Raw genomic sequence first — 24,107 nt, 5'->3', positions numbered from 1 at the left:
CGCTCAGTGCGCGCCGGACACGACGACCGGAATCTCGGTAGCAGGCGGCGTGTTGCGGCTGCGGCCGCAGCGCACGATGCCGTCGATCATCACCATGCCCACGCCCGGGATGTCGCCGAGCTGCACGCTTTCGAGCAGCCCCGGCGCGGGCGAATGCTGCGCGCGGTCCATGAACACGAAGTCGGCATCGCGACCCACTTCGATCAGCCCGCAGTTGAGCTTGCGGATCTTCGCGGTGTTGCCGGTCGCGAAGCAGAACACCAGCTCGGCCGGAATGTTCGCGATGGACGACAGCATTGCCACCATGCGCAGGATGCCCAGCGGCTGCACGCCCGAGCCGGCGGGGCCGTCGGTGCCGAGAATCACGCGGTGCGGGCACTTGAGCTCCAGCGCCGCCTTCGCCGCTGCAATGGCAACTTTCTCGTTGCCGTTGTGCACGATCTCGATGGCGCGCGAGCTCTTCTCGCAGAGCTCACACACGTGCGCTTCCGGCAGCGAGGTGTGGCCGCCGTTGATGTGGCCGATGATGTCGGCGTCAGCCTCGAGCACCACGTCCTTGTCGATCAGGCCCGAGCCGGGGATCGACGGACCGCCCGTGTGGATCGTGCTCTGGATGCCGTACTTGCGCGCCCAGGCCACCATCTCTTTCGCCTCGTAGCCGGCCTTCACCGAGCCCAGGCCCACTTCGCCGAGCAGGCCCACGCCGGCTTCAGCGAGTTCCTTGAAGTCGCTCTCGACCATGCCCTTCTCGATGACGGGCGCGCCCGCCAGCACCTTCACACCGCCGGGGCGGAAGTTGTCGAAGGCGCGCTGCGCGGTGATGGCCAGTGCCTTCAGGCCCACGATGTCCTTGGGACGGCCGGGCAGGTGCACCTCGCCAGCGGAAATCATCGTGGTCACGCCGCCATGCATGGTGGAGTCGATCCAGCCGATCTGGCCCTGGCGCGGTGTCCAGTCGCCGAACACCGGGTGCACGTGGCTGTCGATCAGGCCGGGCGTCACGCAGGTTTTCTTCGCGTCGATGATGGTCTGCGCGCCTTCGAGATCGCAGTCTTTCTCCTTGCCGACCGCGACGATCAGGCCGTCGTTCACCACGATGGTGTCGGCGTCGAGGATGGGCTTGTCGATGTCGCCCGAGAGCAGCAGCCCGATGTTCTTTATGACGACCTTGCCCGACTTGCCGCCGGCTGCGATTTCTGCCATTTCGATGTGTCCTCGTGGGGTGGTGTGTTGTCTTGCGGCTCGTCCGCCTCTGCATCCGAGTCAGCGCGCACCGTGCGCAGCAGCGTCTCGATCACGAAGTTTTCCCAGTGCGTGATCGCCTCCGGCGATTCCAGCGGCTCACCGAGGAAGGCGGTGAGCGTGTGCCGGTTGGAGGTGTAGAAATAACCCGTGGACGCGATCAGCAGGTAGATGTCTCGCGCCACCAGTTCCTTGCGGAACAGGCCTTGCGCAGCGCCGCTGGCGAGGATTTCCGCAATGATCGCCACCGCGCGCGACGAATACTCGCGCGCCCGCAGCGACTTCGAAATGTGCCGGCCCTTGTGCAGGTTCTCGGTGTTCAAGAGCGTGACGAACTCGGGGTTCTTGCGGTAGTAGCCCAGCACGAAGCGGATGACTTCGGTGAGCGCTTCCACCGGCCGCGAGGCGTCGAGCGCGATGGCGGCCTCGGCGTCGTCCATGCGCTGGTAGATGCCTTCGAGCACCGCAATGAAGAGGCCTTCCTTGCTGCCGAAGTAGTAATAGATCATCCGGTCGTACGACTTCGCGGCCTTGGAGATTTTCTCCACGCTGCCGCCGTCGTAGCCGTACTTGGCGAACACCTTGGTCGCCGCCTTCAGGATGCTGTCGCGCGTGGCCTGTGCGGCCGCCTCGCGCACGCCCGTGCGGCGCTGCGGCTTGGGCTTGTGGGAGGCGGAGCGGCTGTTGTCGGCCATCGTGCGCGCGACGTCCTGCTTACTTTTCTGCGAAGGCGCGTTCGACGACGAAGTCGCCTGGCGTACTCGTGTTGCCTTCCTTGAAGCCGCGCTTCTCCAGGATGTGCTTCAGGTCGACCAGCAGGCCGGGGCTGCCGCACAGCATGACGCGGTCTTCCTCGACGTTGAGCGGCGGCAGGCCGAGGTCGTCGGTGAGCTTGTTGCTCTCGATCAGGTCGGTGATGCGGCCTTGGTTGCGGAACTCCTCGCGCGTGACGGTCGGGTAGTACAGCAGCTGCTTCTCGATCATCTCGCCGAGGATCTCGTGCTTGGGCAGGTGGTCGGTCACGAGGTCGTGGTAGGCCAGCTCGTCGACCTGGCGCACGCCGTGCACCAGGATGACCTGTTCGAACTTCTCGTAGGTGTCCGGGTCGCGGATGATGCTCATGAACGGTGCGAGGCCGGTGCCGGTGCCGAACAGGTACAGGCGCTTGGCCGGCAGCGTGTAGTCGATCAGCAGCGTGCCGGTGGGCTTGCGGCCCACGATGATGGTGTCGCCCACCTGGATGTGCTGCAGCTTCGAGGTCAGCGGGCCTTCTTCCACCTTGATGCTCAGGAACTCGAGATGCTCCTCGTAGTTCGGGCTCACGATGCTGTAGGCGCGCAGCAGGGGCTTGTTGTTGACCTTCAGGCCGATCATCGTGAAATGACCGTTCGAGAAGCGCAGCGCCGGGTCGCGCGTGGTGGTGAAGGTGAACAGGCGGTCGGTCCAGTGGTGGACGCTCAGGACGCGTTCTTCGCTGAATGCACTCATACGGAACTCAAGAGTTGGTTGGTAACAGGGGAGGTTGGCTGAGCCGATGTGCACGCCTTTGGGGCGAAAACCACCGGCCGGCTCCGAACCCTCCATTGTCGTTGGTCGTAAAAACCCCGATGAACATCGCGAGAAAACACCATTGCAAGCATCGGGCCTGTTTGCTACATTGACTGCGAATGTAGTGAACGCAACATGAAAGTGTAGGGAATGCTACACAAACGGAAGTCGGTGCACAAGCGGGCGGACGGCACGTTTGTTGCAAACCCCGACAGCCAGGATTTGCCCACATACGCCCACGAGATTGCCCGATGACAGAACACACCAAGACAGATGGCCTCCCCGGCATGGACATGCCCGTGGTGGCTGAAGCCGGCAGCAGCGCCTTCGGCAAGGCGCCTCCGCGCAACGAGCGCATGAGCACGGCCAAGGTCGAGTGCAACGCCTGCCCGGTGCTGTGCCAGATCTCCGACGGCCGCACCGGCGCCTGCGACCGCTATGCCAACCGCGAAGGCGTGCTGGTGCGCGTCGATCCCGTGGTGCTGCTGCGCCGGACGATCGAAAGCGAAGCGCCTGCGCTGGTGCCCTTCAATCGCACTGGCGCCGAAACGGCTCTGGCCCCGGCCCCCGCCGAGCCCGACTGGAACGGCGACCTGCTGCACGCCGACGAAGTCTTCGTCACCGGCGTGGGCTCGTCCACCACCTACCCCGACTACAAGCCCGCGCCCTTCATCGTGGCATCGAAGGCCCAAGGCGTCGACATGGTCACCGTCGTCACCGAAGGCATCTTCAGCTACTGCAGCTTCAAGGTGAAGATCGACACCGACCGCTTCCTTGGCTCAGAGCAGGCAAACGTGCGCTACCGCGGCGAGGTCGTGGGCCACGTCACCACGGCCGAATATGGCTCGCAGATGCTCTCGCTCGGCGGCGTGCACCACCTCACCGGCGGTAGCAAGAAGGAAGGCCGCATGACGGCCGAGCTGATGCAACTGCTGGGCAACAAGAAGGCCGTGGAGTGCACCATCGACGGCGGCTCCACCCTCGTCATCCAGGCCGGCAAGGCGCCCATCGTCAATGGCGTCGAAGAGCAACGCATGCGCGTGGGCTGCGGCTCCGCGGCGGTCGGCATCTTCGCGCGCCAGTTCGCGGGCGTGGCTGACGAGGTGGTAGTGGTCGACGACCACATCACAGGCGTGCTCACCGAGCACCAGGCCGGCCGCTGCCTCGACATGGCGCCCTCGGGCATCCAGATGCTGGGGCGCAAGTCCACGCCGGGGCGCTACTTCCAGGTGGCGAACCCGGGCAACGGCTGGGGCGGCACCGACATCGCCGATCCGCTCGCGATCATCGAAGGCTGGGCAGAGGGCGTCGCGCGCCCCGGCCTGCGCCTGCTGATGACCTCGACCACCGGCGAGCACGCGCAGTGGTACGTGCTCGACGATGCGCTCAAGCCTGTCGAGCAACCCATGCCCGCGGAGGTGAAGCGCATCGTCGACCGCATCGGCGAGAACTGCGAACCCTCGCTGTGCACTGTGCTGTTCCTCGGCGGCGCGGGCGGCAGCCTGCGCGCGGGGGTCACTGAAAACCCGGTGCTGCTCACGCGTGCCATCAAGCGCGCGCTGGTCAACGTCACCTGCGGCGGCGCACCGGCATACGTGTGGCCCGGCGGCGGCATCACCGTGATGGCCGACGTCATGCGCATGCCCGACAACAGCTTCGGCACCGTGCCCACGCCGGCCATCGTCGCACCCATCGAGTTCAGCATGCGACGCGACGACTACGAAGCGCTCGGCGGCCACATGGAACACATCTTCCCGCTCGAACAGGCGCTCGCGCGCGGTGCATGGCAGGAAGACGGCGCACCGCTTGCGCGCCAATGGCTCGCGATGGACGACGCCAATCCGTGGCCGCTCGGCCACGCCCCCATGTTGGGCTGATCATGTCCGCCCAACGCACAGCGCTCGATCAGAACCGCTGGCATTTCAACCACGGCCCGATCGACATCGTGGCCGAGGCGCATGGCGACCCGTACGCCGTCGCGGCCGCGCACGACGCCGCGTGGGCGCGCTTCGTCCATGTGCTCGACGAACTGGTGCGCGAGTTGCCGCTGCTGCGCCTGCCCGTCACCGACAAGATGCGTCCGCGCAATGTGGTGGCGCGCCGCATGTGGGACGCCTGCGCCGCGTTCTCGCCGATGTTCATCACGCCGATGGCGGCGGTGGCCGGCTCGGTCGCGCAGGAGCTGATCGCTTTCTACGAACGCCCCGGCATCGAGCGCGCATGGATCAACAACGGCGGCGACATCGCGCTGCACCTCGCGCCCGGCCAGTCCGCGCGCGTGGGCGTGTTCGCCGACCTCGCGCGCTTCGACTGGCGCAATCATGTCGATGGTGGCAGCGGCATCCTCACCACCGACGGCCAGTTCGAGCTGCGCGCGGACCAGCCCGTGCGCGGCGTCGCCACCAGCGGCTGGCGCGGACGCAGCTTTTCGCTGGGCATCGCCGACAGCGTGACGGTCCTGGCCGCCACTGCAGCGCAGGCCGATGCGGCGGCGACAGTGATCGCCAACGCCGTCGATGTGGACGACGCGGCCATCGCGCGCCGCCCCGCGAACGAATGCAAGGACGACAGCGACCTCGGCGACACCCTCGTCACCGTCGACGTACCCACGCTGGCCCCCGGGCAGGTGCGCAGCGCACTCGATACGGGCGTGGTGTGCGCCAAGGTCCTGCAAAAAGGCGGGCTTGTGTGGGCCGCTCTACTCGTTTGTCAGGGGCAGTGGCGACTTGTCGAACCCTTATGCTCGAAGGCGCTCAAGACCGAGCTGCCGAAAGCAGTTGGTTCAGTATTTGCTTAACGAAAAGCAAGGTTCTTTTTCATGATCGAAATCCGACGCGTCTTCACCCATGTCGAGCACATCCACCACGAGTTCGGACCGCGTGCCGCAACGCCGCTGGTGCGCGGTGCCATCGGCGCGGTGCTGACCAATCCGTTCGCCGGCCGCTACGAGCCCGACATCCTTCCGATGATGGCGCTGCTCGACCCTGTGGGCGTCGACATGGCACACAAGCTGCACGCCGCCATGGACGTGCCGCTCGAGCGCATTGCCACCTACGGCAAGGGCGCCATCGTCGGCGCCGACGGCGAGCTGGAGCACGGCGCGCTGTGGCACGTGCCCGGTGGCTACGCAATGCGCGAGCTGCTCGGCTGGAAGGGCAGCCGCGTCGCCTACACCGCAGGCAAGGCCGAAGAGAAAACCGGCCAGCCCGGCAACGCGCTGTCGATCGTGCCCTCGACCAAGAAGGTCGGCCCGCCCGGCGCCGCGCTCGACGTGCCGCTGACCAACATCAACGCCAGCTACGTGCGCGGCCAGTTCGACGCCATCGAGGTGCGCGTGCCCGGCGCGCCGGCTGCGGACGAGATCGTCTTCATCCTCGCGATGAGCACCGGCTACCGCGTGCATGCCCGCGTCGGCGGCCTGCTCGCAGAGAACATCAGCAAGTGGGACGGCCTGCGCTGACCCGCACAGAGACAAGACAAGGAATACAGAACATGACCGCCAACATCCGCAAGCTCGTCATCCAGGTCGATGAAACCCGCAAGGAAATGGGTAAGGACGTCACGCCGCCCACGCGCCGCGCCGTTGCCATCGCCGTGATCGAGAACCCGTACGCCGGCCGCTACAGCGAGAACCTCGACGAACTGATCGCCATCGGCGAAGAGCTCGGCGCGCTGCTCGGCCAGAAGGCAGTGAAGGCGCTGGGCATCGAGCCCGGCCAGGCGCAAAGCTATGGCAAGGCCGCCATCGTCGGCGAGCGCGGCGAGCTCGAACACGCCGCCGCCATCCTGCATCCCAAGCTGGGCGCGCCGCTGCGCGTTGCAGTCGAGAAGGGCGCGGCGCTCGTGCCTTCGGCCAAGAAGCAGGGCACGCTGGGCACCGCCATCGACGTGCCGCTGGGCCATAAAGACGCAGCCTTCGTGCGCAGCCATTTCGACGCGATCGAAGCCCGCGTAAGCGACGCGCCGCGCGCCAACGAGATCGTGGTGGCGGTTGCCGTCACCGACAGCGGCCGTCCGCTGCCGCGCATCGGCGGCCTGCAGGCCCATGAAATCAAGGGCGAAGACGGTCTTCGCTGACGCTGTCTTTCGCCCTCGCCCAATCACGGTGTTTTCTTTCCTCATTCGATCTCAAGGAGCTTTCCCCATGAACCCATTGCGTCACGTCTTCAGCGCCGCGGCCCTCGCTGCGTTGACCACTGCTCTCGTTCCCGCGCACGCGCAGGGCGTGATCAAGATCGGCGAGGTCAACAGCTACAAGGCCCAGCCCGCCTTCCTCGAGCCCTACAAGAAGGGCATGGAGTTGGCTGTCGAAGAAATCAACGCCAAGGGCGGCGTGAACGGAAAGAAGATCGAGCTCATCACGCGCGACGACAACGCCAACCCCGGCGACGCCGTGCGCGTGGCCGAAGAGCTGGTGGCGCGCGAGAAGATCGACGTGCTCACCGGCACCTTCCTGTCGAACACCGGCCTGGCCGTGGCCGACTTCGCCAAGCAGAAGAAAATCTTCTTCCTGGCCGGCGAACCGCTGACCGACAAGATGACCTGGCAGGGCGGCAACGAATACACCTACCGCCTGCGTCCCGGCACCTACATGCAGGCCGCCATGCTCGTGCCCGAGGCTGTCAAGCTCAAGAAGAAGCGCTGGGCCGTCGTGTACCCCAACTACGAATACGGCCAGTCGGCCGTGGCCGCCTTCAAGACGCTGCTGAAGGCCGCGCAGCCCGACGTCGAGTTCGTCGCCGAACAGGCGCCGCCGCTCGGCAAGGTCGATGCGGGCGCCGTCGCCCAGGCGCTGGCCGATGCCAAGCCCGACGCGATCTTCAACGTGCTCTTCGGCGCAGACCTCTCGAAGTTCGTGCGCGAAGGCAACACCCGCGGCCTGTTCAAGGACCGCGCGGTCGTCAGCGTGCTGACCGGCGAGCCCGAGTACCTCGACCCGCTGAAGGACGAAACGCCCAACGGCTGGATCGTGACCGGCTACCCCTGGTACGGCATCCAGACGCCCGAGCACAAGGCCTTCTTCCTCGCGTACCACGCCAAGTACAACGACTATCCGCGCCTCGGCTCGGTGGTTGGCTACAGCATGATCAAGTCGGTCGCGGCCGGCGCCGCCAAGGCCAAGAGCACCGAAACGCCGAAGCTCCTCGAAGCCTTCAAGGGCCTGCAGGTCGACACGCCCTTCGGCAAGATCAGCTACCGCGCCGAAGACCACCAGTCCACCATGGGCGCCTTCGTCGGCAAGACGAAGAACGAGAACGGCAAGGGCGTGATGGTCGACTACACCTACTTCGACGGCGCCAAGTTCCAGCCCTCCGCCGCCGACGTGAAGAAGTCGCGCGCCGCCGACTGACCCTGATCCTTTTTCGGAACGCTTGCACCCATGAGCCTCTCGTCCCTGCTGCTTCAGTTCCTCACCGGGCTGTCGTCGGCTTCGTCGCTGTTCCTCGTGGGGGCCGGCCTTTCGTTGATCTTCGGCGTCACGCGCATCGTCAACTTTGCGCATGGCTCCTTCTTCATGGTCGGCATCTACCTGGCCTACACGCTGGTCGAGAAGCTCGGCGGCGGCATGGGCTTCTGGCCCGCGCTGGTGATTTCCGCGCTCGCGGTCGGCATTCTCGGCGCGCTGATCGAGATGGTGCTGCTGCGCCGCATCTACAAGTCGCCCGAGCTGTTCCAGCTGCTGGCGACCTTCGCACTGGTCCTTGTCATCAAGGACGCGGTGCTCTACATCTGGGGGCCTGACGAACTGCTCGGGCCGCGTGCTCCGGGCCTGTCGGGCTCGGTCGAAATCCTGGGCCGGCAGTTTCCGACCTACGACCTGTTCTTGATCGTCGTCGGCCCGGTCGTGCTCGGCCTCATGTGGCTGCTGCTCACGCGCACCCGCTGGGGCACGCTGGTGCGTGCCGCCACGCAAGACCGCGAGATGGTCAGCGCGCTGGGCGTGAACCAGGCCTGGCTCTTCACCGCGGTGTTCGCACTCGGCGCGATGCTCGCGGGCCTGGGCGGTGCGCTGCAGCTGCCGCGCGAGCCGGCCACGCTCGCGATGGACCTCAACACCATCGGCGCAGCCTTCGTGGTCGTGGTGGTGGGCGGCATGGGCTCCATTCCGGGCGCTTATGCGGCGGCGCTGCTGATCTCCGAGATCAAGGCCGTGTGCATCTGGCTCGGCGTGGTGGAAATCTTCGGCTACAGCGTGTCTTTCTCGAAGCTCACGCTGGTGGTTGACTTCATCGTCATGGCCATCGTGCTGGTGTGGCGCCCGTGGGGCCTGTTCGGCCGGCCACAGGCACCGAGCCGCTACGTGGGCATGGCCGAGGAGCCGCTGCGCCGCGCGAGCAAGGGCTACCTGTGGCTGGTCGCCGCGCTGGGCGTGGTGCTCATGGCGATGCCGCTGCTCACCGCCGATTCGCCCTACACCACGGTGCTGATGATCGACCTGCTGATTGCCGCGCTGTTCGCTGCCAGCCTGCACTTCATCATGGGCCCGGCCGGCATGCACTCGTTCGGCCATGCCGCCTACTTCGGCCTCGGGGCTTATGGCGCCGCGCTGCTGGTGCGCTCCAGCGGTTTGCCGATGGAAGTCGCGCTCATCGTGGCCCCGCTGGTCGCGGCCATCGGCGCCTTCGTCTACGGCTGGTTCGCGGTGCGGCTGTCTGGCGTGTACCTGGCCATGCTCACGCTGGCCTTCGCGCAGATCACCTGGGCTGTCGTCTACCAGTGGGATTCGTTCACCGGCGGCAGCAACGGCCTCACGGGCGTGTGGCCGTCGGAATGGCTGTCGGACAAGCGCACCTACTACTGGCTCACGCTGGTGCTGGTGGCTGCCGGCGTCATGATGCTGCGCCGCGTGCTGTTCTCGCCCTTCGGCTATGCATTGCGCGCGGGCCGCGACTCGGTGCTGCGCGCCGACGCCATCGGCATCGACGTCAAGCGCATGCAATGGACGGCCTTCGTCGTCGCGGGCGCCGCGGCCGGGCTGGCCGGTTCGCTCTACGCCTTCTCCAAGGGCAGCATCTCGCCAGAGAGCCTGAGCGTCGACAAGTCGGTCGACGGGCTGGTGATGGTGCTGCTGGGCGGTATCCAGACGCTGGCCGGGCCGGTGGTCGGCGCCGTCACCTTCAGCTGGCTGCACGACACCGTGGCGCGCAACACCGACTACTGGCGCGCGACGCTCGGCGCCATCATCCTGATCCTCGTGCTGCTGTTCCCGCAGGGCATTGCAGGCTTTGCGAAGCAGCTGACCGACAAGCTGCTGCGCCGCGCCAAGCCCGATGCGGCGCCTGTGGCCGCCGAGGCGAAGGAGGCCAAGGCATGACGACCACCTCCAACACACCCCTGCTCAAGGTCGAGAACCTCGGCAAGTCCTTCGGCGGCGTGAAGGCCGTCGACGGCATCAGCTTCGAGCTGCACGCCGGCGAACTGCTCGCCCTCATCGGCCCCAACGGCGCCGGCAAGTCGACCACCTTCAACATGGTCAACGGCCAGCTCAAGGCCGACCAGGGTTCGATCCTGTTCGATGGGCATGAGCTCGTGGGCCAGAAGCCGCGCGCCATCTGGCGCCAGGGCGTGGGCCGTACCTTCCAGATCGCCGAAACCTTCGCCTCGCTCACCGTGGTCGAGAACGTGCAAATGGCGCTGCTGTCGCACGACGGCAAGCTGTTCTCGATGTGGCGCCGCGCGGCCGACCACAAGCGCGACGAAGCATTGGCGCTGCTCGACCAGGTCGGCATGAAGTCGCAGGCCGACCGGCCCTGCAGCGTGCTGGCGTACGGCGACGTGAAGCGCGTCGAGCTCGCCATTGCGATGGCCAACAGCCCCAAGCTGCTGCTGATGGACGAGCCCACCGCCGGCATGGCGCCCAAGGAGCGCAACTCGCTCATGGCGCTGACCAAGGATCTCGTCATTCAACGCGGCATGGCCGTGCTCTTCACCGAGCACAGCATGGACGTGGTGTTCGCATATGCCGACCGCATGATCGTGCTGGCGCGCGGCCGCCTCATCGCGCAGGGCAAGCCGCTCGAAATCCGCGACCACCCGAAGGTGCAGGAGGTGTACTTCGGCAGCGGCAAGACATTCGAGAAGATCGCAGAGAAAGCCGCAGCCCTTGGAGTCGCCGCATGAGCACACACGAACCCCTTTTGCAGGCCAAGGCCCTGTGTGCCTGGTATGGCGCCGCGCAAATCCTTTATGACGTCGACCTCGAAGTGCGTCGCGGCGAAGTGGTCGCGCTCATGGGCCGCAACGGCGCGGGCAAGTCGACCACGCTGAAGACGCTGATTGGCATGCTGACCAAGCGCCGCGGCGCGGTGCGCTTCCTGGGCCACGACATCTCGAAGAGCGAACCGCACCACGCTGCGCGTCTGGGCCTGGGCTTCGTGCCCGAAGACCGCCGCGTGTTCACCGACCTCACCGTGATGGAAAACCTCGAAGTCGGCAAGCAGCCCGCGCGCCGCTGGGCCGACGGCACCGACGCGCCGCTGTGGACGCCCGAGCGCCTGTTCAAGCTGTTCCCCAACCTCGGCGAAATGCCCAACCGCCCCGGCGGACGCATGAGCGGCGGCGAGCAGCAGATGTTGACCGTGGCGCGCACGCTCATGGGCAACCCGTACCTCGTGCTGCTCGACGAGCCTTCCGAGGGCGTGGCCCCGGTGATCGTCGAGCAGATGGCCAACATGATCCTGGAGCTCAAGGCGCAGGGCGTGAGCATCCTGCTGTCGGAGCAGAACATGCACTTCGCTGAACTGGTGTCCGACCGCGCCTATGTGCTCGAGAAGGGGCAGATCCGCTATCACGCCACCATGGCCGAGCTTGCGGCCAACGACGAAGTTCGCCGCGCCTACCTCAGCGTTTGAGTTTTTCCTTCAACCCATCGGAGTCCACGCCATGCATCGCAGAACCCTCGTGAAATCCGCCGCCGCCCTGGGGCTGGCCGGCGGCTTCGGCAGTGTCGGTTTCAACGCCTTCGCGGCGGGCAAGATCAAGCCCGGCGACAAGGCCGCGCTGATCGTGGTCGACGTGCAGAACTGCTTTCTCGACGGCGGCACGCTGGCGGTGAAGGGCGGCAATGAAGTCATTCCGGTCATCAACGCGCTGGCGCCCGCGTTCCAGAACATCGTCGTCACGCAAGACTGGCACACGGCGGGCCATGCATCCTTCGCAAGCACCTATAGCGGCAAGAAGCCTTTCGAGACCACCAAGCTCAGCTACGGCACGCAGGTGCTTTGGCCCGATCACTGCGTGCAGGGCACTGAAGACGCCGCGCTTGGCAAGGAGCTGAAGGTGCCAACCGCGCAACTGATCATCCGCAAGGGCTTCCACAAGGAGATGGACAGCTACTCGGCCTTCGAGGAAGCCGATCACAAGACGGCCACGGGCCTGGCCGGCTACCTGAAGGCGCGCGGCATCAAGACCGTGTTCGTCACCGGCCTGGCCACCGACTTCTGCGTGGCATGGACCGCGATGGACGCGCGCAAGGCCGGCTTCGAGGCCTACGTGATCGAGGACGCCACGCGCGGCATCGACCTCAACGGCTCGCTGGCCGCGGCGTGGAAGCAGATGACGGCCAAGGGCGTCAAGCGCATCCAGTCCGCCGACATCCAGACCGCCTGAGCCCGCACCTCGAAGAACAGCAGAAAAAGCGAGATCCACGACGCATGAAGCCCTCCCTTTCAAGGCGCGCCATGGTGGCGGGCAGTGCAGCCCTGGCCCTTGGCCCCGGCCTGCTGCGGTCGGCACGCGCGGAAAACGGCGTGACCGACACCACCATCCGCATCGGCCAGTCGGCCGTGTTCAGCGGGCCGGCAAAAGACTTCGGCGTCGACTACCGCGCGGGCATCAAGCTGTACTTCGACCGCGTCAACAAGTCGGGCGGCGTCAACGGTCGCAAGATCGAACTCGTCACGTATGACGACGCCTACGACCCCGCAAAGACCGCCATCAACACGGCAAAGCTGATCGACGAGGACAAGGTCTTCGCGCTCACCGGCTACGTGGCCACCGGCAACCTCGCGGCCGCGATGCCGCTGGCCGAGAAGGCGGGCGTGCCGATGTTCGCGCCGCTGGTGGGCACTAGCTCGTTCCGCACCAAGGTCAACCGCTACCTGTTCCACGTGCGTGCGGGCTACGACCTGGAGCTGCGCAAGATCATCAGCCACCTCTCGACCATCGGCATCCAGTCGATCGCGGTGGTCTACCAGGACAGCGCCTTCGGCAAGTCGAACCTCGCCACCTGTGAAGAGCTGGCGGCCGACCACAAGGTGAAGGTGCTCAAGACCTTCCCGCTGGCCATCACGGCCGAAGACGCGAAGCAGGTCGTCACCGGTCTGTCTGAAGCCAAGCCGGGCGCGGTCGTGATGATCATGGCCGGGCGCATGGTCGAAGTGTTCATGCGCGACTACCGCGCGAACGGCGTGGGCGCGCCGCTGTACACGCTGTCGGTCGGCATCACCGACGCGGCCGGTTCGGCCAAGCGGCTAGACGGCAAGCTCGCGGGGCTGGTCACGGCCAGCATCGTGCCGCCGCCGCAGGCGCAGCGCATGCCCATCGTGGCCGACTACCAGCGCGACCGCGCGGAGTTCGGCGAGAAGATCGACAGCTACACCGCGCTGGAGGGTTACATCGTCGCGCGCGTGATGGTCGAGGGCCTGCGCCGCGCGGGCAAGACGCTCACGCGCGACAGCTTCATCGCCGGGCTTGAAAGCATCGGCAGCACGCGCATCGGCGACTTCCCCGTCGAGTACAGCGCGAAGAACCACAACGGCTCGACCTTCGTGGACCTGGAGATGTACACCCGTGACGGCCAGTTGCGGCGCTGAGCCGCTGCACCTGCTGGTCAACGGCCAGGCGCAAACGATCGAGGGCGTGCCGCGCGAAGCGACGCTGCTGCACCTGCTGCGCAATGACCTGGGGCTGAACGGCCCCAAGTACGGCTGCGGGCTGGGGCAGTGCGGCGCGTGCACGGTGCATGTCGACGGCGTGGCGGCGCGCTCGTGCGTGATTCCCGCGCATGGCGTGGCGGGGCGTGCCATCACCACGCTTGAAGGGCTGGGCGCGCGGGGCGACTGGCATCCGGTGCAGGCCGCCTTCGAAGATGCACAGGCCGCGCAGTGCGGCTACTGCCTCAACGGCATGGTGATGCAGGCGGCGGCCTTGCTCGCGCGCGATCCTGATGCGAGCGATGCGCGCATTCGCGCCGAGCTCTCGGGCAACCTGTGCCGCTGCGGCACGCACATCGAAATTCTCGACGCCGTGCAACGCGCGGCGGTGCGCATGCGCGCGCATCCGGCCCCATGACGCGACGCGCCGATCTTCCGCGGACACGCACCGAGTTCCTGGCGGCCGATGGCGTGCTGCTGGTGGTGCGCGAGACCCCGCTCGCACCGCCGCCTGCCAAGGGCCAGCCCGCATTCATCGCCGGCAACCCGCTCGAAGGCGACGAGATCCTGCTCGCCGTATGGGACGACGGAAGCGCCTCGGCACTCAACGGCCACGTCGATCTGGGCACCGGCATCCAGACCGCACTCGGGCAGATCGTGGCCGAGGAACTGGACCTCGGCATGCCCTGCGTGCGGGTGATGCTCGGCGACACCGCGCGCGCGCCCAACCAGGGCGCGACGATTGCGAGTGCGTCGATCCAGATCCATGCGCAGCCGATGCGGCTTGCCGCCGCGCAGGCGCGCGCGTGGCTGCTGGCGCGCGCGGCTGAACGGCTGGGCGTGGCCGTCGACGCGCTGCAGGTGCGCAACGGCGTGGTGCGAATCACCGAAGCGCCGGACCGCCACGTCAGCTACGCCGAACTCGTGGCCGGCCAGCGCACCGTGCTGCGGCTCGATCCGCAGGCGCAGCCCAAGAATCCCGCTGACTATCGCGTCGTCGGCACGCGGCAGGCGCGCGTCGACATTCCGGCCAAGCTGGCAGGCGAGCTCGTGTTCGTGCACGACATGCGCGTGCCCGGCATGCTGCACGGCCGCGTGGTGCGCCCGCCGTATGCGGGCGCGGACCATGGCGAGTTCATCGGCAATACGCTCGAGGCGGTCGATGAATCGTCGATTGCGCACATCCCCGGCATCCGCGCCGTGGTCGTCATCCGCGACTTCGTTGGCATCGTGGCCGAGCGCGAGGAGCACGCCGAGCAGGCCTTGCGCGAACTGCGCGTCACGTGGAAGCCATGGCCCGGCATGCCTGACCTGGGCGACCTGGCACAGGCACTGCGCGACAACCCGTCGACGCAGCGCCTGCTGGTCGATGAAGGCGATGTCGATGGCGCCATTGCCGCCGCCGCGCAGCCGATGCATCGCACCTACGTGTGGCCGTACCAGATGCATGCGTCCATCGGCCCTTCGTGCGCGCTGGCCGATTGGCAGCCGGCCGATGGCAGCGGCATGCAGCTGCGTTGCTGGGCCGGCTCGCAGAATCCGCACGTGCTGCGCGCCGATCTCGCGAAGCTCATGGGCGTGGAGGACGTGCAGGTCGACGTGGTCCGCATGGAAGCCGCTGGCTGCTATGGCCGCAACGGCGCCGACGACGTGGCCGCCGATGCGGCGCTGCTCGCGCGTGCGGTCGGTGCGCCGGTGCGCGTGCAGCTCACGCGCGAGCAGGAGCATGCGTGGGAGCCCAAGGGCGCCGCGCAGCTCATGGAGATCGACGGCGGCCTCATGGCCGATGGCCGCGTCGCCGCCTACGACTTCGAAACCTCGTATCCGTCGAACGGCGCGCCCACGCTCGCGCTGCTGCTCACGCGCACCATCGAGCCGGTGGCGCAGGCCTTCGAGATGGGCGACCGCACCGCGCGCCCGCCCTACACGTACGACAACCTGCGCGTGAAGGTCAACGACATGGCGCCGATCGTGCGGGCCTCGTGGCTGCGCGGCGTGTCGGCGCTGCCTAGCTCATTCGCGCACGAGTCGTACATCGATGAACTGGCGACTGCTGCTGGTGTGGACCCGGTGCAGTTCCGCCTGCGGCATCTGGAAGATCCGCGCGCGGTCGAACTGGTGCAGGCCACTGCGCAGAAGGCCGGCTGGCGCATGCGCACCGGGCCGCAGGAGAACGCGGACGGCGGGCTCGGCGAAGGGGGCGACATCCTTTTCGGGCAAGGCTTTGCGTACGCCCGCTACATCCACAGCAAGTGGCCGGGCTTCGGCGCCGCGTGGGCTGCGTGGGTGGCCGACGTCGAGGTCAATCGCAAGACCGGCGAGGTGCATGTGCGCCGTGTGGTGGTGGGGCATGACGCGGGGCTGATGATCAACCCGGCGGGGGTCGAGCATCAGATACACGGCAACGTGATCCAGACAACGAGCCGGGCGCTGAAGGAGCGGGTGCAGTTCGCGCCGCAGCAACAACAACAACAGGAAGGCTCGACGACGGGCGCACAGCTGCCGGGCGTGCTGCCTTCCGGCGTGGTCGCGAGCCGCGAGTGGGGTGCCTACCCGATCATCAATTTCCGCGAAGTGCCGGTGATCGAGGTGATGCACATGCCCCGGCCTGGAGAGCCGTCGCTGGGGGCCGGTGAGTCGTCTTCGGTGCCGGGGACTGCGGCGATTGCGAATGCGATCTTCGATGCGACGGGGGTGCGGTTCAGGTCGCCGCCGTTTACGCCGGAGACGGTGCTGGCAGCACTGAACCCATTGACTTCGGACTTGCCCCCTCTCCCTCCGGGAGAGGGTTGGGGTGAGGGCAAGCGGCCTGCGAATGGTGACGCCGTCGCACCCTCATCCCAGCCCTCTCCCAGAGGGAGAAGGAGCAATGCGGGAGCCGCATGGCCTCAGCGCAAGAGCGTCTGGGCCACCGGCGCTGCGCTCGTCGTCGGCGGCATCGGCGTGGTCGCCGGTCTGCTCGGCTGGCGCTCCGCCATCGCGCCCGTATCGCTCACCGCTCCGGTCTACAGCCAGGCCACCATCGAACGCGGGCGTGTGCTTGCCGCTGCCGGCGACTGCGCCGTGTGCCACACCGCCCCTGGCGGCGCACCCAATGCGGGCGGCCGCGCGATGGAAACGCCCTTCGGCACGCTCTACACGACCAACCTCACACCCGACCCCAAGACGGGCCTCGGCCGCTGGTCCTTCAGCGCCTTCCAGCGCGCGATGCGCGAAGGCGTCTCGCGCGACGGCCATTACCTGTACCCCGCGTTCCCCTACACCGCATTCGCCAAGGCCAGCGACGACGATCTGCAGGCGCTCTATGCCTACTTCATGTCGATGCCCGCGGTGCGCGCGGAAACGCCGAAGTCCGAGCTCAAGTTCCCGTTCAGCATGCGGCCGCTGATGGCCGGCTGGAACGCGCTGTTCCACGATCCGACGCCAATGCAACCCGTGGCCACGCAAAGCGCGGAATGGAACCGTGGCGCGTATCTCGTCAACGGCCTGGGCCATTGCGGCGCCTGCCACACGCCGCGCAATGCGCTCGGCGCGGAGCAGGGCGGCAGCGCCTTCCTGTCGGGCGCCATGATCGACGGCTGGGAGGCGCCCGCGCTCACGCACCTGTCGAAGTCTGCGGTGCCGTGGGACGCCGATGAGCTCTACCGCTACCTGCGCCAAGGCCACACGCAGCGCCATGGCATCGCCGGTGGGCCGATGGCCGAGGTGGTGCGCGAACTCGCACAGGTGCCGGATGAAGACGTACGCGCGATGGCAACCTACCTCGGTTCGTTCAATCCTGCACCGTCCGTGCAACCGACCGCCGTGGCACAGCAAGCGATCGATAACGCCGCACGCACGCAGGGCCAGTTGCTCGGCCCCGCGCAGCGCATGTTCGACAGCGCCTGCGCCTCCTGCCACCACGACGGCAACGGCCCTACGCTACTCGGCGTGAACACGCCGCTCGCGCTCAACAGCAACCTCACGAGCGCGAGGCCGGACAACCTGCTGCGCACCATCCTCGATGGCGTGCGCGAGCCCGCGAGCCGCGACATCGGCTTCATGCCCGCGTTCCGAGAAGTGCTCGACGACCGGCAGATCGCCGAACTCGCCGGCTACATGCGCGCGCGCTTCGCACCGCAGGAGCCTGCGTGGGCCAACCTGCCTGCCGACGTGGCGCGCGTGCGCGCCGCGCCGGGGCACTGACACCAGGAAGAGAAGGAAAGAGCCGGCCGCGTCGTGATCCGCTGTGCGCCGCTACGATGCAGCGTAGCGCACACATCCACGGAGACACCACGCCATGCCGCTCGATCTTTCAATCTCTTCCAGCCTGCCCCGCGACGCCGAACGCGCCACCCTCGTCGGCCGTTTGTGGCAACCCGGCGTGGGCCCCGTGCTGGTGGCCGTGCACGACGGCGACCTGTATGACCTGTCGGCGCTTGCGCCGACCATGAGCGACCTGCTCGAGGGCAAGAAGGCGCCTGCAGAAGCCGTTCGCCACGCATTGCAGGGCGCACCGCGCATCGCCGCGCTCGACGAGGTCCTTGCCAACAGCGACGAGACCGCGCGCGACACGAACAAGCCCTGGCTGCTCGCCCCCTGCGACCTGCAGGCCATCAAGGCCAGCGGCGTCACCTTCGTTGCGAGCCTGCTCGAACGCGTGATCGAAGAGCAGGCACGCGGCGACGCATCGAAGGCCGAGGCCACGCGCGCGGCCATCGGTGGCGTGCTCGGCGACAACCTCGCCGACATCGTGCCGGGCTCGCCCGAGGCCATGAAGGTCAAGGAAGTGCTGATCGCGCAGGGCGCGTGGTCGCAGTACCTCGAAGTCGGCATCGGCCCCGACGCCGAGATCTTCACCAAGGCACCGGTGCTCTCCGCCGTGGGCACGGGCGCCGACGTCGGCATTCATTCTGGCTCGGTGTGGAACAACCCGGAGCCCGAGGTCGTCCTCGCCGTCAACAGCCGTGGCGAGACGCTTGGCGCCGCACTCGGCAACGACGTCAACCTGCGCGACTTCGAAGGCCGCAGCGCGCTGCTGCTCGGCAAGGCCAAGGACAACAACGCCTCGTGCGCCATCGGCCCCTTCATCCGCCTGTTCGATGCGCATTTCGGCATTGCGGACGTGCGCCGCATCACCGTTGCGCTGGAAGTGACCGGCCCCGAGGGCTTCACGCTCGAGGGTTCGAGCTCGCTGTCGAAGATCAGCCGCGATCCGCTCGACCTCGTGGCGCAGACCGTGGGTAGGCATCACGCCTACCCTGATGGTTTCATGTTGTTTCTTGGAACGATGTTCGCGCCGACACAAGACCGTCATGGGCCTGGGCAAGGATTCACCCACGTCGTGGGCGACCGCGTGTGCATTGCCGCACCGGAACTCGGCGCCCTGGTCAATCGCGTTGTGCACGCGGACCAGGCGCCGATGTGGACTTTTGGTATCAGTGCGTTGATGCGCAATTTGAGCGAACGCGGTCTGCTGTGATTCGCATGTAGACGTTCCGTTTGAATTTCAAAAGGAGTTGTACTCCTTAGTAATTCATACGCGTCGTGTTGCAATCTGTTGCTGTTGACCGCGCCTCTTGTTCCCCTCAAGATTGCCGCTGTTACGAAACGGTTGAACAGGGAGAAGAGGTTTGTCGCCGAGCGAAATCGATCTATTGCAGTTGCCTGTGGAAGGCTCGCATCCGTGCGGTGAAGACCTGGAATACGACCCCGATTTCATGGCGTTGCATCAAGCAACAACGGGTAAGCGCGAGCAGCAATTCGGCTCGACGATCATCCCCGCCGAGCCGCCCGACTGGGCCCGCGTGGAGCGCATCGCGAAGCAGCTGTGCACACGTACGCGCGACCTGCGGGTGCTGGTACCCCTCACGCTGGCCTGGACCGAAAACCGTGGCTTGCCCGGCTATGTCGATGGGTTGCAACTCGTCGACGCCGTGCTGCAGAAATTCTGGGACAACGTGCATCCGCGCGTTGTCGACGATGGCTTCGAAGACCCGCTGCCGCGCATGAATGCACTGGCCGCGCTGGCCGAAGCCGAGGGACTGGGGCGCAGTGTTCGCGATGCCAGGCTGCTCGAAGACGGCGGCGCATCAATGAGCCTGCGACAGGTCGAAGCCTTGCTCGATTCGAGCAAGACCGACCATCAGATCGATTACCCGGGCGGCATCGGCCGACTGCGGGACGCGGCGCGGCGCGCGCAGGAAAAGGCGGCGCCCCCGGTGGTGGCGTTGCGTGCTGCGCTCGACCTGCTGCAGCGCATTCGCGAAACCTGCGAGCGCGCGCTCGGCCAGAGCTGGGCGCCGGATTTCTCGCGGCTCGAACGCTCGCTGCGCACCGTGGCCCAGCTGTTGCCCGAGCAGGCGCCCGGCGAAGGGGTAGAGGCTGGCGCAGCCCACTCTGGAGCCGATCCGCAAGGGGCGGGAGTTGCCGAGCCGGCTGCGAAGGGTGCTGCTGCCGGCAGTGCAAATGGTGGTGCTGGCCTACGCACGGTGCTTGTTAAAGATATTGAAATATCGACTCGTGATGATGTGCAAGTGTTGTTGGAAAAAGCTTGCCAGTTCATGGAGCGCACGGAACCCAGTCATCCGGCGCCCATGCTGATTCGCAGAGCGCAGCGGCTGCTGGATCTCAACTTCTTCCAGATCATCGAAGAGCTCGTGCCCGAGGGATTGCAAAAGATAGAAAGCCTTGCAGGACGTCCGCTGAACAGTGGGGGCAGCACGTAATAAACAAGAAGGCGGAGGCCGTCGCGGACTCCGCAGGCCGGCAGGACTGCCGGGGTCGTACCCACACGCATTACAGATTCAAGAGGAAGCTTATGGCAGACAACCGTGTCAGAAACAGTGGTCAGAAGTTCATTGCGCGCAACCGCGCGCCGCGTGTGCAGATCGAATACGACGTCGAGATCTACGGCAGCGAACGCAAGATCCAGCTGCCCTTCGTGATGGGCGTCATCGCCGATCTCGCGGGCAAGCAGGTCGACCCGATGCCCGACCTCGGCGAGCGCGAGTTCATGGCGGTGGACATCGACAACTTCGATGAACGCATGAAGTCCATCAAGCCGCGCGTTGCCTTCCAGGTGCCCAACACGCTCACCGGCGACGGCCAGATGAACGTCGACATCACCTTTGACAGCATGGACGACTTCTCGCCCGCGCGCATTGCCCGCCAAGTTGGCGCGCTGCAGCACCTGCTCGAAGCGCGCACCGAGCTGTCGAACCTGCTGTCCTATATGGACGGCAAGAACGGCGCGGAGCAACTGATCGCGCAGGCGCTGCAGAACCCGGGGCTTCTCAAGTCGCTGGCCTCGGCGCCGAACCCGGCCGTCGCCAAGGCCGTGGAAGCCGCCAACGAAAAGGCCGGTACGCCCGGCAACCCAGGGACCTCTTCCGAGTAAGCGCGAGCACGAGCAGCAAGGACCGTCATCATCATGAGCACCGCCCCCAAACAGACCGCCGCGCGCGCACCCGCCTCCGTCGAAACGCTCGAGCCGAACGAGTTCTCCGACCTGCTGCAGCGCGAGTTCAAGCCCAAGACCGACCAGGCCCGCGAGGCGGTCGAGAACGCCGTCAAGACGCTGGCCGTGCAGGCGCTCGAAAGCACCGTCACCGTCTCCAACGATGCCTACCGCACGGTGCAGGCCATCATCACCGAGATCGACCGCAAGCTCTCCGAGCAGATCAACCAGATCCTGCATCACGAGGACTTCCAGCAGCTCGAAGGCGCATGGCGCGGCCTGCACTATCTCGTGAACAACACCGAGACCGACGAGCAGCTCAAGATCCGCGTGATGTGCGCGTCCAAGCGTGAAGTGGCGCGCTCGCTCAAGCGTCACAAGGGCATCGGCTGGGACCAGAGCCCGCTGTTCAAGAAGATCTACGAAGCCGAGTACGGCCAGTTCGGCGGCGAGCCCTTCGGCGCGCTGATCGGCGACTTCCACTTCGACCACAGCCCGCCCGACGTCGAGATGCTCAGCGAAATGGCCAAGATCGCCGCGGCCGCGCATTGCCCCTTCATCGCCGGCGCATCGCCCACCGTGATGCAGATGGATTCGTGGCAGGAGCTGTCGAACCCGCGCGACCTGACCAAGATCTTCCAGAACACCGAGCACACCGCATGGCGCAGCCTGCGCGACTCGGAAGACGCGCGCTACATCGGCCTGGCCATGCCGCGCTTCCTGGCTCGCCTGCCATACGGCGCGCGCACCAATCCGGTCGACGAATTCGAGTTCGAGGAAGAGACCGACTCGGCCGCGCACAGCCGCTACACCTGGGCCAACTCGGCCTACGCAATGGGCGTGAACATCAACCGCTCGTTCAAGCAGTACGGCTGGTGCACTTCCATCCGCGGCGTGGAGTCCGGCGGTGCGGTGGAGAACCTGCCCACGCACACCTTCCCGACCGACGACGGCGGCGTGGACATGAAGTGCCCGACCGAGATCGCCATCAGCGACCGGCGCGAGGCCGAGCTTGCCAAGAACGGCTTCATGCCGCTGGTGCATCGCAAGAATTCCGACTTCGCGGCTTTCATCGGCGCGCAGTCGCTGCAGTTGCCGGCCGAGTACTACGACGCCGACGCCACGGCCAACGCGAACCTCGCGGCGCGCCTGCCGTACCTGTTCGCCTGCTGCCGCTTTGCGCACTACCTGAAGTGCATCGTGCGAGACAAGATCGGTTCGTTCCGCGAGCGCGAGGACATGGAGCGTTGGCTCAACGACTGGATCATGAACTACGTCGACGGCAGCCCCGGCACCTCGTCGCAGGACACGAAGGCGATGAAGCCGCTGGCGGCGGCGGAAGTCCAGGTGGAAGCCATCGAGGACAACCCGGGCTACTACGCCGCCAAGTTTTTTCTCCGGCCGCACTATCAGCTCGAAGGGCTGACGGTGTCGTTGCGGCTGGTTTCGAAGCTGCCATCCAACAAGAAGGACAGCAGCTAATTCAACGGTGTCCCGGAATCGGGCACATATAACTTTGGGGGTTAATCATGGCAGTAGACATGTTCATGCGCGTTGAAGGCGCAAACGGCGAATCGAAAGACTCGAACCACAAGGAGTGGACGGACATCAAGTCGTTTGCGTGGGGAGCAACGCAGCCTGGAAACATGGTCAGCGGCGGCGGCGGCGGAGTTGGCAAGGCCAGCTTCAACGACCTGCAGGTGCTGGCACGCATCGACAAGGCGGCACCGTCCGTCCTGAAGAACTGCGCCAGCGGCAAGCACCTGAGCAAGGTGGAAGTGTCGGTCTGCAAGGCGGGGGGCGCGCAGATCGAGTACACCCGCGTCACGCTCGAAGAAGTGCTGGTCACCTCGGTGCAGTACACGGCCGAGCAGGGTTCGGACGCCGTGTTCGTGCAGTACGCCTTCCAGGCCGCAAAGGTGAAGCAGCAGTACTGGGAACAGACCGACAAGGGCGGCAAGGGCGCCGAGACGGTGCTGGGCTGGAACATCAAGGAAAACAAGGAAGCCTGATTTCCTTTTTCTCGATGCGCGGCCGGCCCAGCGGGCCGGCCGCGACGTTTTTCCCGACGGCCTCCACGGCCGTCCTTCGCACACAGGCCTTTCGCGCCGTGTGCCACTCAGTCAGCGAGGAAGCTTCATGGGCGATGGGTTTGCAGTGCTGGGCGAACGCTCCGTGGCCGAGCACACCGAATGGGTACAGAGGCAGATCCGCGCCAATCCCCAGAATGCAAGCTTGCGTCTTGCCCTGTGCCACTTCCTCGCGCTGCGCGGCGAATGGCAGCGGGCCGAAGACCAGCTCAAGCTCGCCACCAAGCTCGACCCCACTTTCACTCCCGCCAGCGTCACGTGTTCGATGGCGCTTTCGGGCGAACGGCATCGCAGCGACTTCTGGTCCGGCGGACGCGCTCCGGCCATCGTCTGCGGCAACGCGGAATGGGTCGAACAGCTGATCGCTGCTGCTGCCCTGCCGGCCGACCGCGCCGAGGAGGCCGCCGCCTTGCGCGAGACCGCGCGGCAGGCCGCGCCCGCCTTGCATGGCGCGCTCACCAGCGTCGACCGCTCCGATTCGCGCGCCGTGCAGGCGCTCGACGGCGAACCGGTGGAGCGCAGCATCTTCGCGTGGCTGTGCGACGGCGACGTGCGCATCGGCGCGGTGCTGGAGTTGCTCACGCCTTCGGGCTATGCATGGCTGCCCCTGCCCGAAGTGCGCCGCATCAAGTTCTCGCGGCCGCAACACCTGGTCGACCTGCTGTGGGCGCCAGCTGAATTCGAGCTGCACGATGGCCGCGCGCTCAACGGCCTGGTGCCGGTGCGCTATCCGGGCTCGCTCGAAGGCCTCGACGACGAAACCACGCTGGGCCGCCGCACCGACTGGCTGCCGCTGGCCGGCGAAGATCAATACGCGGGCCTCGGCCAGCGCACGCTGATCAGCGAGGCTGGCGACCATTCGCTGCTCGACCTGCGGCTCATCGAGTTCTCGCGCGAGGACGCGACCTGATGAGC

Annotated in this window: 21 protein-coding genes; 18 read left to right on the top strand and 3 right to left on the bottom strand. The window is 66.5% G+C overall.

What is annotated here, in order from left to right; translation table 11 throughout:
* Positions 1-3: 3 nt before the first annotated feature.
* The 3 genes from NWF24_RS31110 to NWF24_RS31100 are packed head-to-tail and all read right to left on the bottom strand — an operon-like array spanning position 4 to position 2,730.
* The gene (locus NWF24_RS31110; RefSeq protein ID WP_258351885.1) at positions 4-1,203 is read right to left on the bottom strand and encodes an amidohydrolase family protein; all 1,200 of its coding nucleotides are present in this window, start codon (positions 1,201-1,203) and stop codon (positions 4-6) included.
* A complete protein-coding gene (locus NWF24_RS31105) occupies positions 1,158-1,937 on the bottom strand; it encodes a TetR family transcriptional regulator (RefSeq protein WP_258351884.1) in 780 nt (259 codons plus the stop codon). Before NWF24_RS31105 ends, NWF24_RS31110 begins: the two co-directional genes overlap by 46 nt.
* A gap of 19 nt (positions 1,938-1,956) precedes the next feature.
* Positions 1,957-2,730, bottom strand: a complete 774-nt coding sequence (locus NWF24_RS31100) for a ferredoxin--NADP reductase (RefSeq protein WP_130426483.1) — start codon at positions 2,728-2,730, stop codon at positions 1,957-1,959.
* A 311-nt stretch (positions 2,731-3,041) separates the two neighbouring features.
* Here NWF24_RS31100 and NWF24_RS31095 point away from each other — a divergent pair, with 311 nt between their 5' ends.
* The 18 genes from NWF24_RS31095 (at position 3,042) to NWF24_RS31010 (ending at position 24,102) form a co-directional block, all read left to right on the top strand.
* Positions 3,042-4,667: a 6-hydroxynicotinate reductase gene (locus NWF24_RS31095; protein WP_258351883.1), complete on the top strand. Its 1,626-nt coding sequence runs from the start codon at positions 3,042-3,044 to the stop codon at positions 4,665-4,667.
* 2 nt (positions 4,668-4,669) lie between these two features.
* A complete protein-coding gene (locus tag NWF24_RS31090; protein ID WP_258351882.1) occupies positions 4,670-5,587 on the top strand; it encodes a UPF0280 family protein in 918 nt (305 codons plus the stop codon).
* Positions 5,588-5,608: 21 nt separating this feature from the next.
* Complete coding sequence (locus NWF24_RS31085; RefSeq protein ID WP_258351881.1) at positions 5,609-6,250, top strand: amino acid synthesis family protein; 642 nt, start codon at positions 5,609-5,611, stop codon at positions 6,248-6,250.
* A 32-nt stretch (positions 6,251-6,282) separates the two neighbouring features.
* The gene (locus NWF24_RS31080; RefSeq protein ID WP_093059282.1) at positions 6,283-6,867 is read left to right on the top strand and encodes an amino acid synthesis family protein; all 585 of its coding nucleotides are present in this window, start codon (positions 6,283-6,285) and stop codon (positions 6,865-6,867) included.
* A 67-nt stretch (positions 6,868-6,934) separates the two neighbouring features.
* Positions 6,935-8,140, top strand: a complete 1,206-nt coding sequence (locus tag NWF24_RS31075; RefSeq protein ID WP_258351880.1) for an ABC transporter substrate-binding protein — start codon at positions 6,935-6,937, stop codon at positions 8,138-8,140.
* Between the two features lie 30 nt (positions 8,141-8,170).
* Entirely contained in the window at positions 8,171-10,105 is a 1,935-nt protein-coding gene (locus tag NWF24_RS31070) for an ABC transporter permease (protein WP_258351879.1), read from the top strand.
* Positions 10,102-10,911, top strand: coding sequence for an ABC transporter ATP-binding protein (locus NWF24_RS31065; protein WP_097197427.1), 810 nt, complete (start codon positions 10,102-10,104; stop codon positions 10,909-10,911). Before NWF24_RS31070 ends, NWF24_RS31065 begins: the two co-directional genes overlap by 4 nt.
* The gene (locus NWF24_RS31060; RefSeq protein ID WP_258351878.1) at positions 10,908-11,642 is read left to right on the top strand and encodes an ABC transporter ATP-binding protein; all 735 of its coding nucleotides are present in this window, start codon (positions 10,908-10,910) and stop codon (positions 11,640-11,642) included. The genes NWF24_RS31065 and NWF24_RS31060 overlap by 4 nt, the downstream gene beginning before the upstream one ends.
* A gap of 31 nt (positions 11,643-11,673) precedes the next feature.
* Positions 11,674-12,399 (top strand): bifunctional nicotinamidase/pyrazinamidase, encoded by a 726-nt coding sequence (gene pncA / locus NWF24_RS31055; protein ID WP_258351877.1) that lies wholly within the window; start codon positions 11,674-11,676, stop codon positions 12,397-12,399.
* 71 nt (positions 12,400-12,470) lie between these two features.
* Positions 12,471-13,604, top strand: coding sequence for an ABC transporter substrate-binding protein (locus NWF24_RS31050; RefSeq protein WP_375338493.1), 1,134 nt, complete (start codon positions 12,471-12,473; stop codon positions 13,602-13,604).
* Positions 13,582-14,082 carry a (2Fe-2S)-binding protein gene (locus NWF24_RS31045; RefSeq protein ID WP_258351875.1) on the top strand — a complete coding sequence of 167 codons (501 nt, stop codon included), beginning with the start codon at positions 13,582-13,584 and terminating at the stop codon, positions 14,080-14,082. Before NWF24_RS31050 ends, NWF24_RS31045 begins: the two co-directional genes overlap by 23 nt.
* The gene (locus NWF24_RS31040; RefSeq protein ID WP_258351874.1) at positions 14,079-17,849 is read left to right on the top strand and encodes a molybdopterin-dependent oxidoreductase; all 3,771 of its coding nucleotides are present in this window, start codon (positions 14,079-14,081) and stop codon (positions 17,847-17,849) included. The genes NWF24_RS31045 and NWF24_RS31040 overlap by 4 nt, the downstream gene beginning before the upstream one ends.
* Positions 17,850-17,943: 94 nt before the next feature.
* Positions 17,944-19,125, top strand: a complete 1,182-nt coding sequence (locus tag NWF24_RS31035) for a fumarylacetoacetate hydrolase family protein (protein WP_258351873.1) — start codon at positions 17,944-17,946, stop codon at positions 19,123-19,125.
* A 151-nt stretch (positions 19,126-19,276) separates the two neighbouring features.
* Complete coding sequence (tssA, locus tag NWF24_RS31030; RefSeq protein WP_258351872.1) at positions 19,277-20,371, top strand: type VI secretion system protein TssA; 1,095 nt, start codon at positions 19,277-19,279, stop codon at positions 20,369-20,371.
* Between the two features lie 92 nt (positions 20,372-20,463).
* Complete coding sequence (gene tssB / locus NWF24_RS31025) at positions 20,464-21,042, top strand: type VI secretion system contractile sheath small subunit (protein WP_093081718.1); 579 nt, start codon at positions 20,464-20,466, stop codon at positions 21,040-21,042.
* Between the two features lie 33 nt (positions 21,043-21,075).
* Positions 21,076-22,584, top strand: coding sequence for a type VI secretion system contractile sheath large subunit (tssC, locus tag NWF24_RS31020; RefSeq protein WP_093059305.1), 1,509 nt, complete (start codon positions 21,076-21,078; stop codon positions 22,582-22,584).
* Between the two features lie 47 nt (positions 22,585-22,631).
* The gene (locus NWF24_RS31015) at positions 22,632-23,114 is read left to right on the top strand and encodes an Hcp family type VI secretion system effector (protein ID WP_097197420.1); all 483 of its coding nucleotides are present in this window, start codon (positions 22,632-22,634) and stop codon (positions 23,112-23,114) included.
* A 127-nt stretch (positions 23,115-23,241) separates the two neighbouring features.
* Positions 23,242-24,102, top strand: coding sequence for a type VI secretion system accessory protein TagJ (locus NWF24_RS31010; protein ID WP_093180104.1), 861 nt, complete (start codon positions 23,242-23,244; stop codon positions 24,100-24,102).
* Positions 24,103-24,107: the final 5 nt, after the last annotated feature.

The sequence above is a fragment of the Variovorax paradoxus genome, from assembly GCF_024734665.1.
Classification (GTDB): domain Bacteria; phylum Pseudomonadota; class Gammaproteobacteria; order Burkholderiales; family Burkholderiaceae_C; genus Variovorax.
The sequence above is the reverse complement of the archived record's forward strand: the minus strand, read 5'-3'. Positions and strand labels throughout refer to the sequence as shown.

Coding starts and splice junctions, on each gene's coding strand:
- NWF24_RS31110 (WP_258351885.1), bottom strand. CDS start 1,203: ATGGCAGAAATCGCAGCCGGCGGCAAGTCGGGCAAGGTCGTCATAAAG.
- NWF24_RS31105 (WP_258351884.1), bottom strand. CDS start 1,937: ATGGCCGACAACAGCCGCTCCGCCTCCCACAAGCCCAAGCCGCAGCGC.
- NWF24_RS31100 (WP_130426483.1), bottom strand. CDS start 2,730: ATGAGTGCATTCAGCGAAGAACGCGTCCTGAGCGTCCACCACTGGACC.
- NWF24_RS31095 (WP_258351883.1), top strand. CDS start 3,042: ATGACAGAACACACCAAGACAGATGGCCTCCCCGGCATGGACATGCCC.
- NWF24_RS31090 (WP_258351882.1), top strand. CDS start 4,670: ATGTCCGCCCAACGCACAGCGCTCGATCAGAACCGCTGGCATTTCAAC.
- NWF24_RS31085 (WP_258351881.1), top strand. CDS start 5,609: ATGATCGAAATCCGACGCGTCTTCACCCATGTCGAGCACATCCACCAC.
- NWF24_RS31080 (WP_093059282.1), top strand. CDS start 6,283: ATGACCGCCAACATCCGCAAGCTCGTCATCCAGGTCGATGAAACCCGC.
- NWF24_RS31075 (WP_258351880.1), top strand. CDS start 6,935: ATGAACCCATTGCGTCACGTCTTCAGCGCCGCGGCCCTCGCTGCGTTG.
- NWF24_RS31070 (WP_258351879.1), top strand. CDS start 8,171: ATGAGCCTCTCGTCCCTGCTGCTTCAGTTCCTCACCGGGCTGTCGTCG.
- NWF24_RS31065 (WP_097197427.1), top strand. CDS start 10,102: ATGACGACCACCTCCAACACACCCCTGCTCAAGGTCGAGAACCTCGGC.
- NWF24_RS31060 (WP_258351878.1), top strand. CDS start 10,908: ATGAGCACACACGAACCCCTTTTGCAGGCCAAGGCCCTGTGTGCCTGG.
- pncA (WP_258351877.1), top strand. CDS start 11,674: ATGCATCGCAGAACCCTCGTGAAATCCGCCGCCGCCCTGGGGCTGGCC.
- NWF24_RS31050 (WP_375338493.1), top strand. CDS start 12,471: ATGGTGGCGGGCAGTGCAGCCCTGGCCCTTGGCCCCGGCCTGCTGCGG.
- NWF24_RS31040 (WP_258351874.1), top strand. CDS start 14,079: ATGACGCGACGCGCCGATCTTCCGCGGACACGCACCGAGTTCCTGGCG.
- NWF24_RS31035 (WP_258351873.1), top strand. CDS start 17,944: ATGCCGCTCGATCTTTCAATCTCTTCCAGCCTGCCCCGCGACGCCGAA.
- tssB (WP_093081718.1), top strand. CDS start 20,464: ATGGCAGACAACCGTGTCAGAAACAGTGGTCAGAAGTTCATTGCGCGC.
- tssC (WP_093059305.1), top strand. CDS start 21,076: ATGAGCACCGCCCCCAAACAGACCGCCGCGCGCGCACCCGCCTCCGTC.
- NWF24_RS31015 (WP_097197420.1), top strand. CDS start 22,632: ATGGCAGTAGACATGTTCATGCGCGTTGAAGGCGCAAACGGCGAATCG.
- NWF24_RS31010 (WP_093180104.1), top strand. CDS start 23,242: ATGGGCGATGGGTTTGCAGTGCTGGGCGAACGCTCCGTGGCCGAGCAC.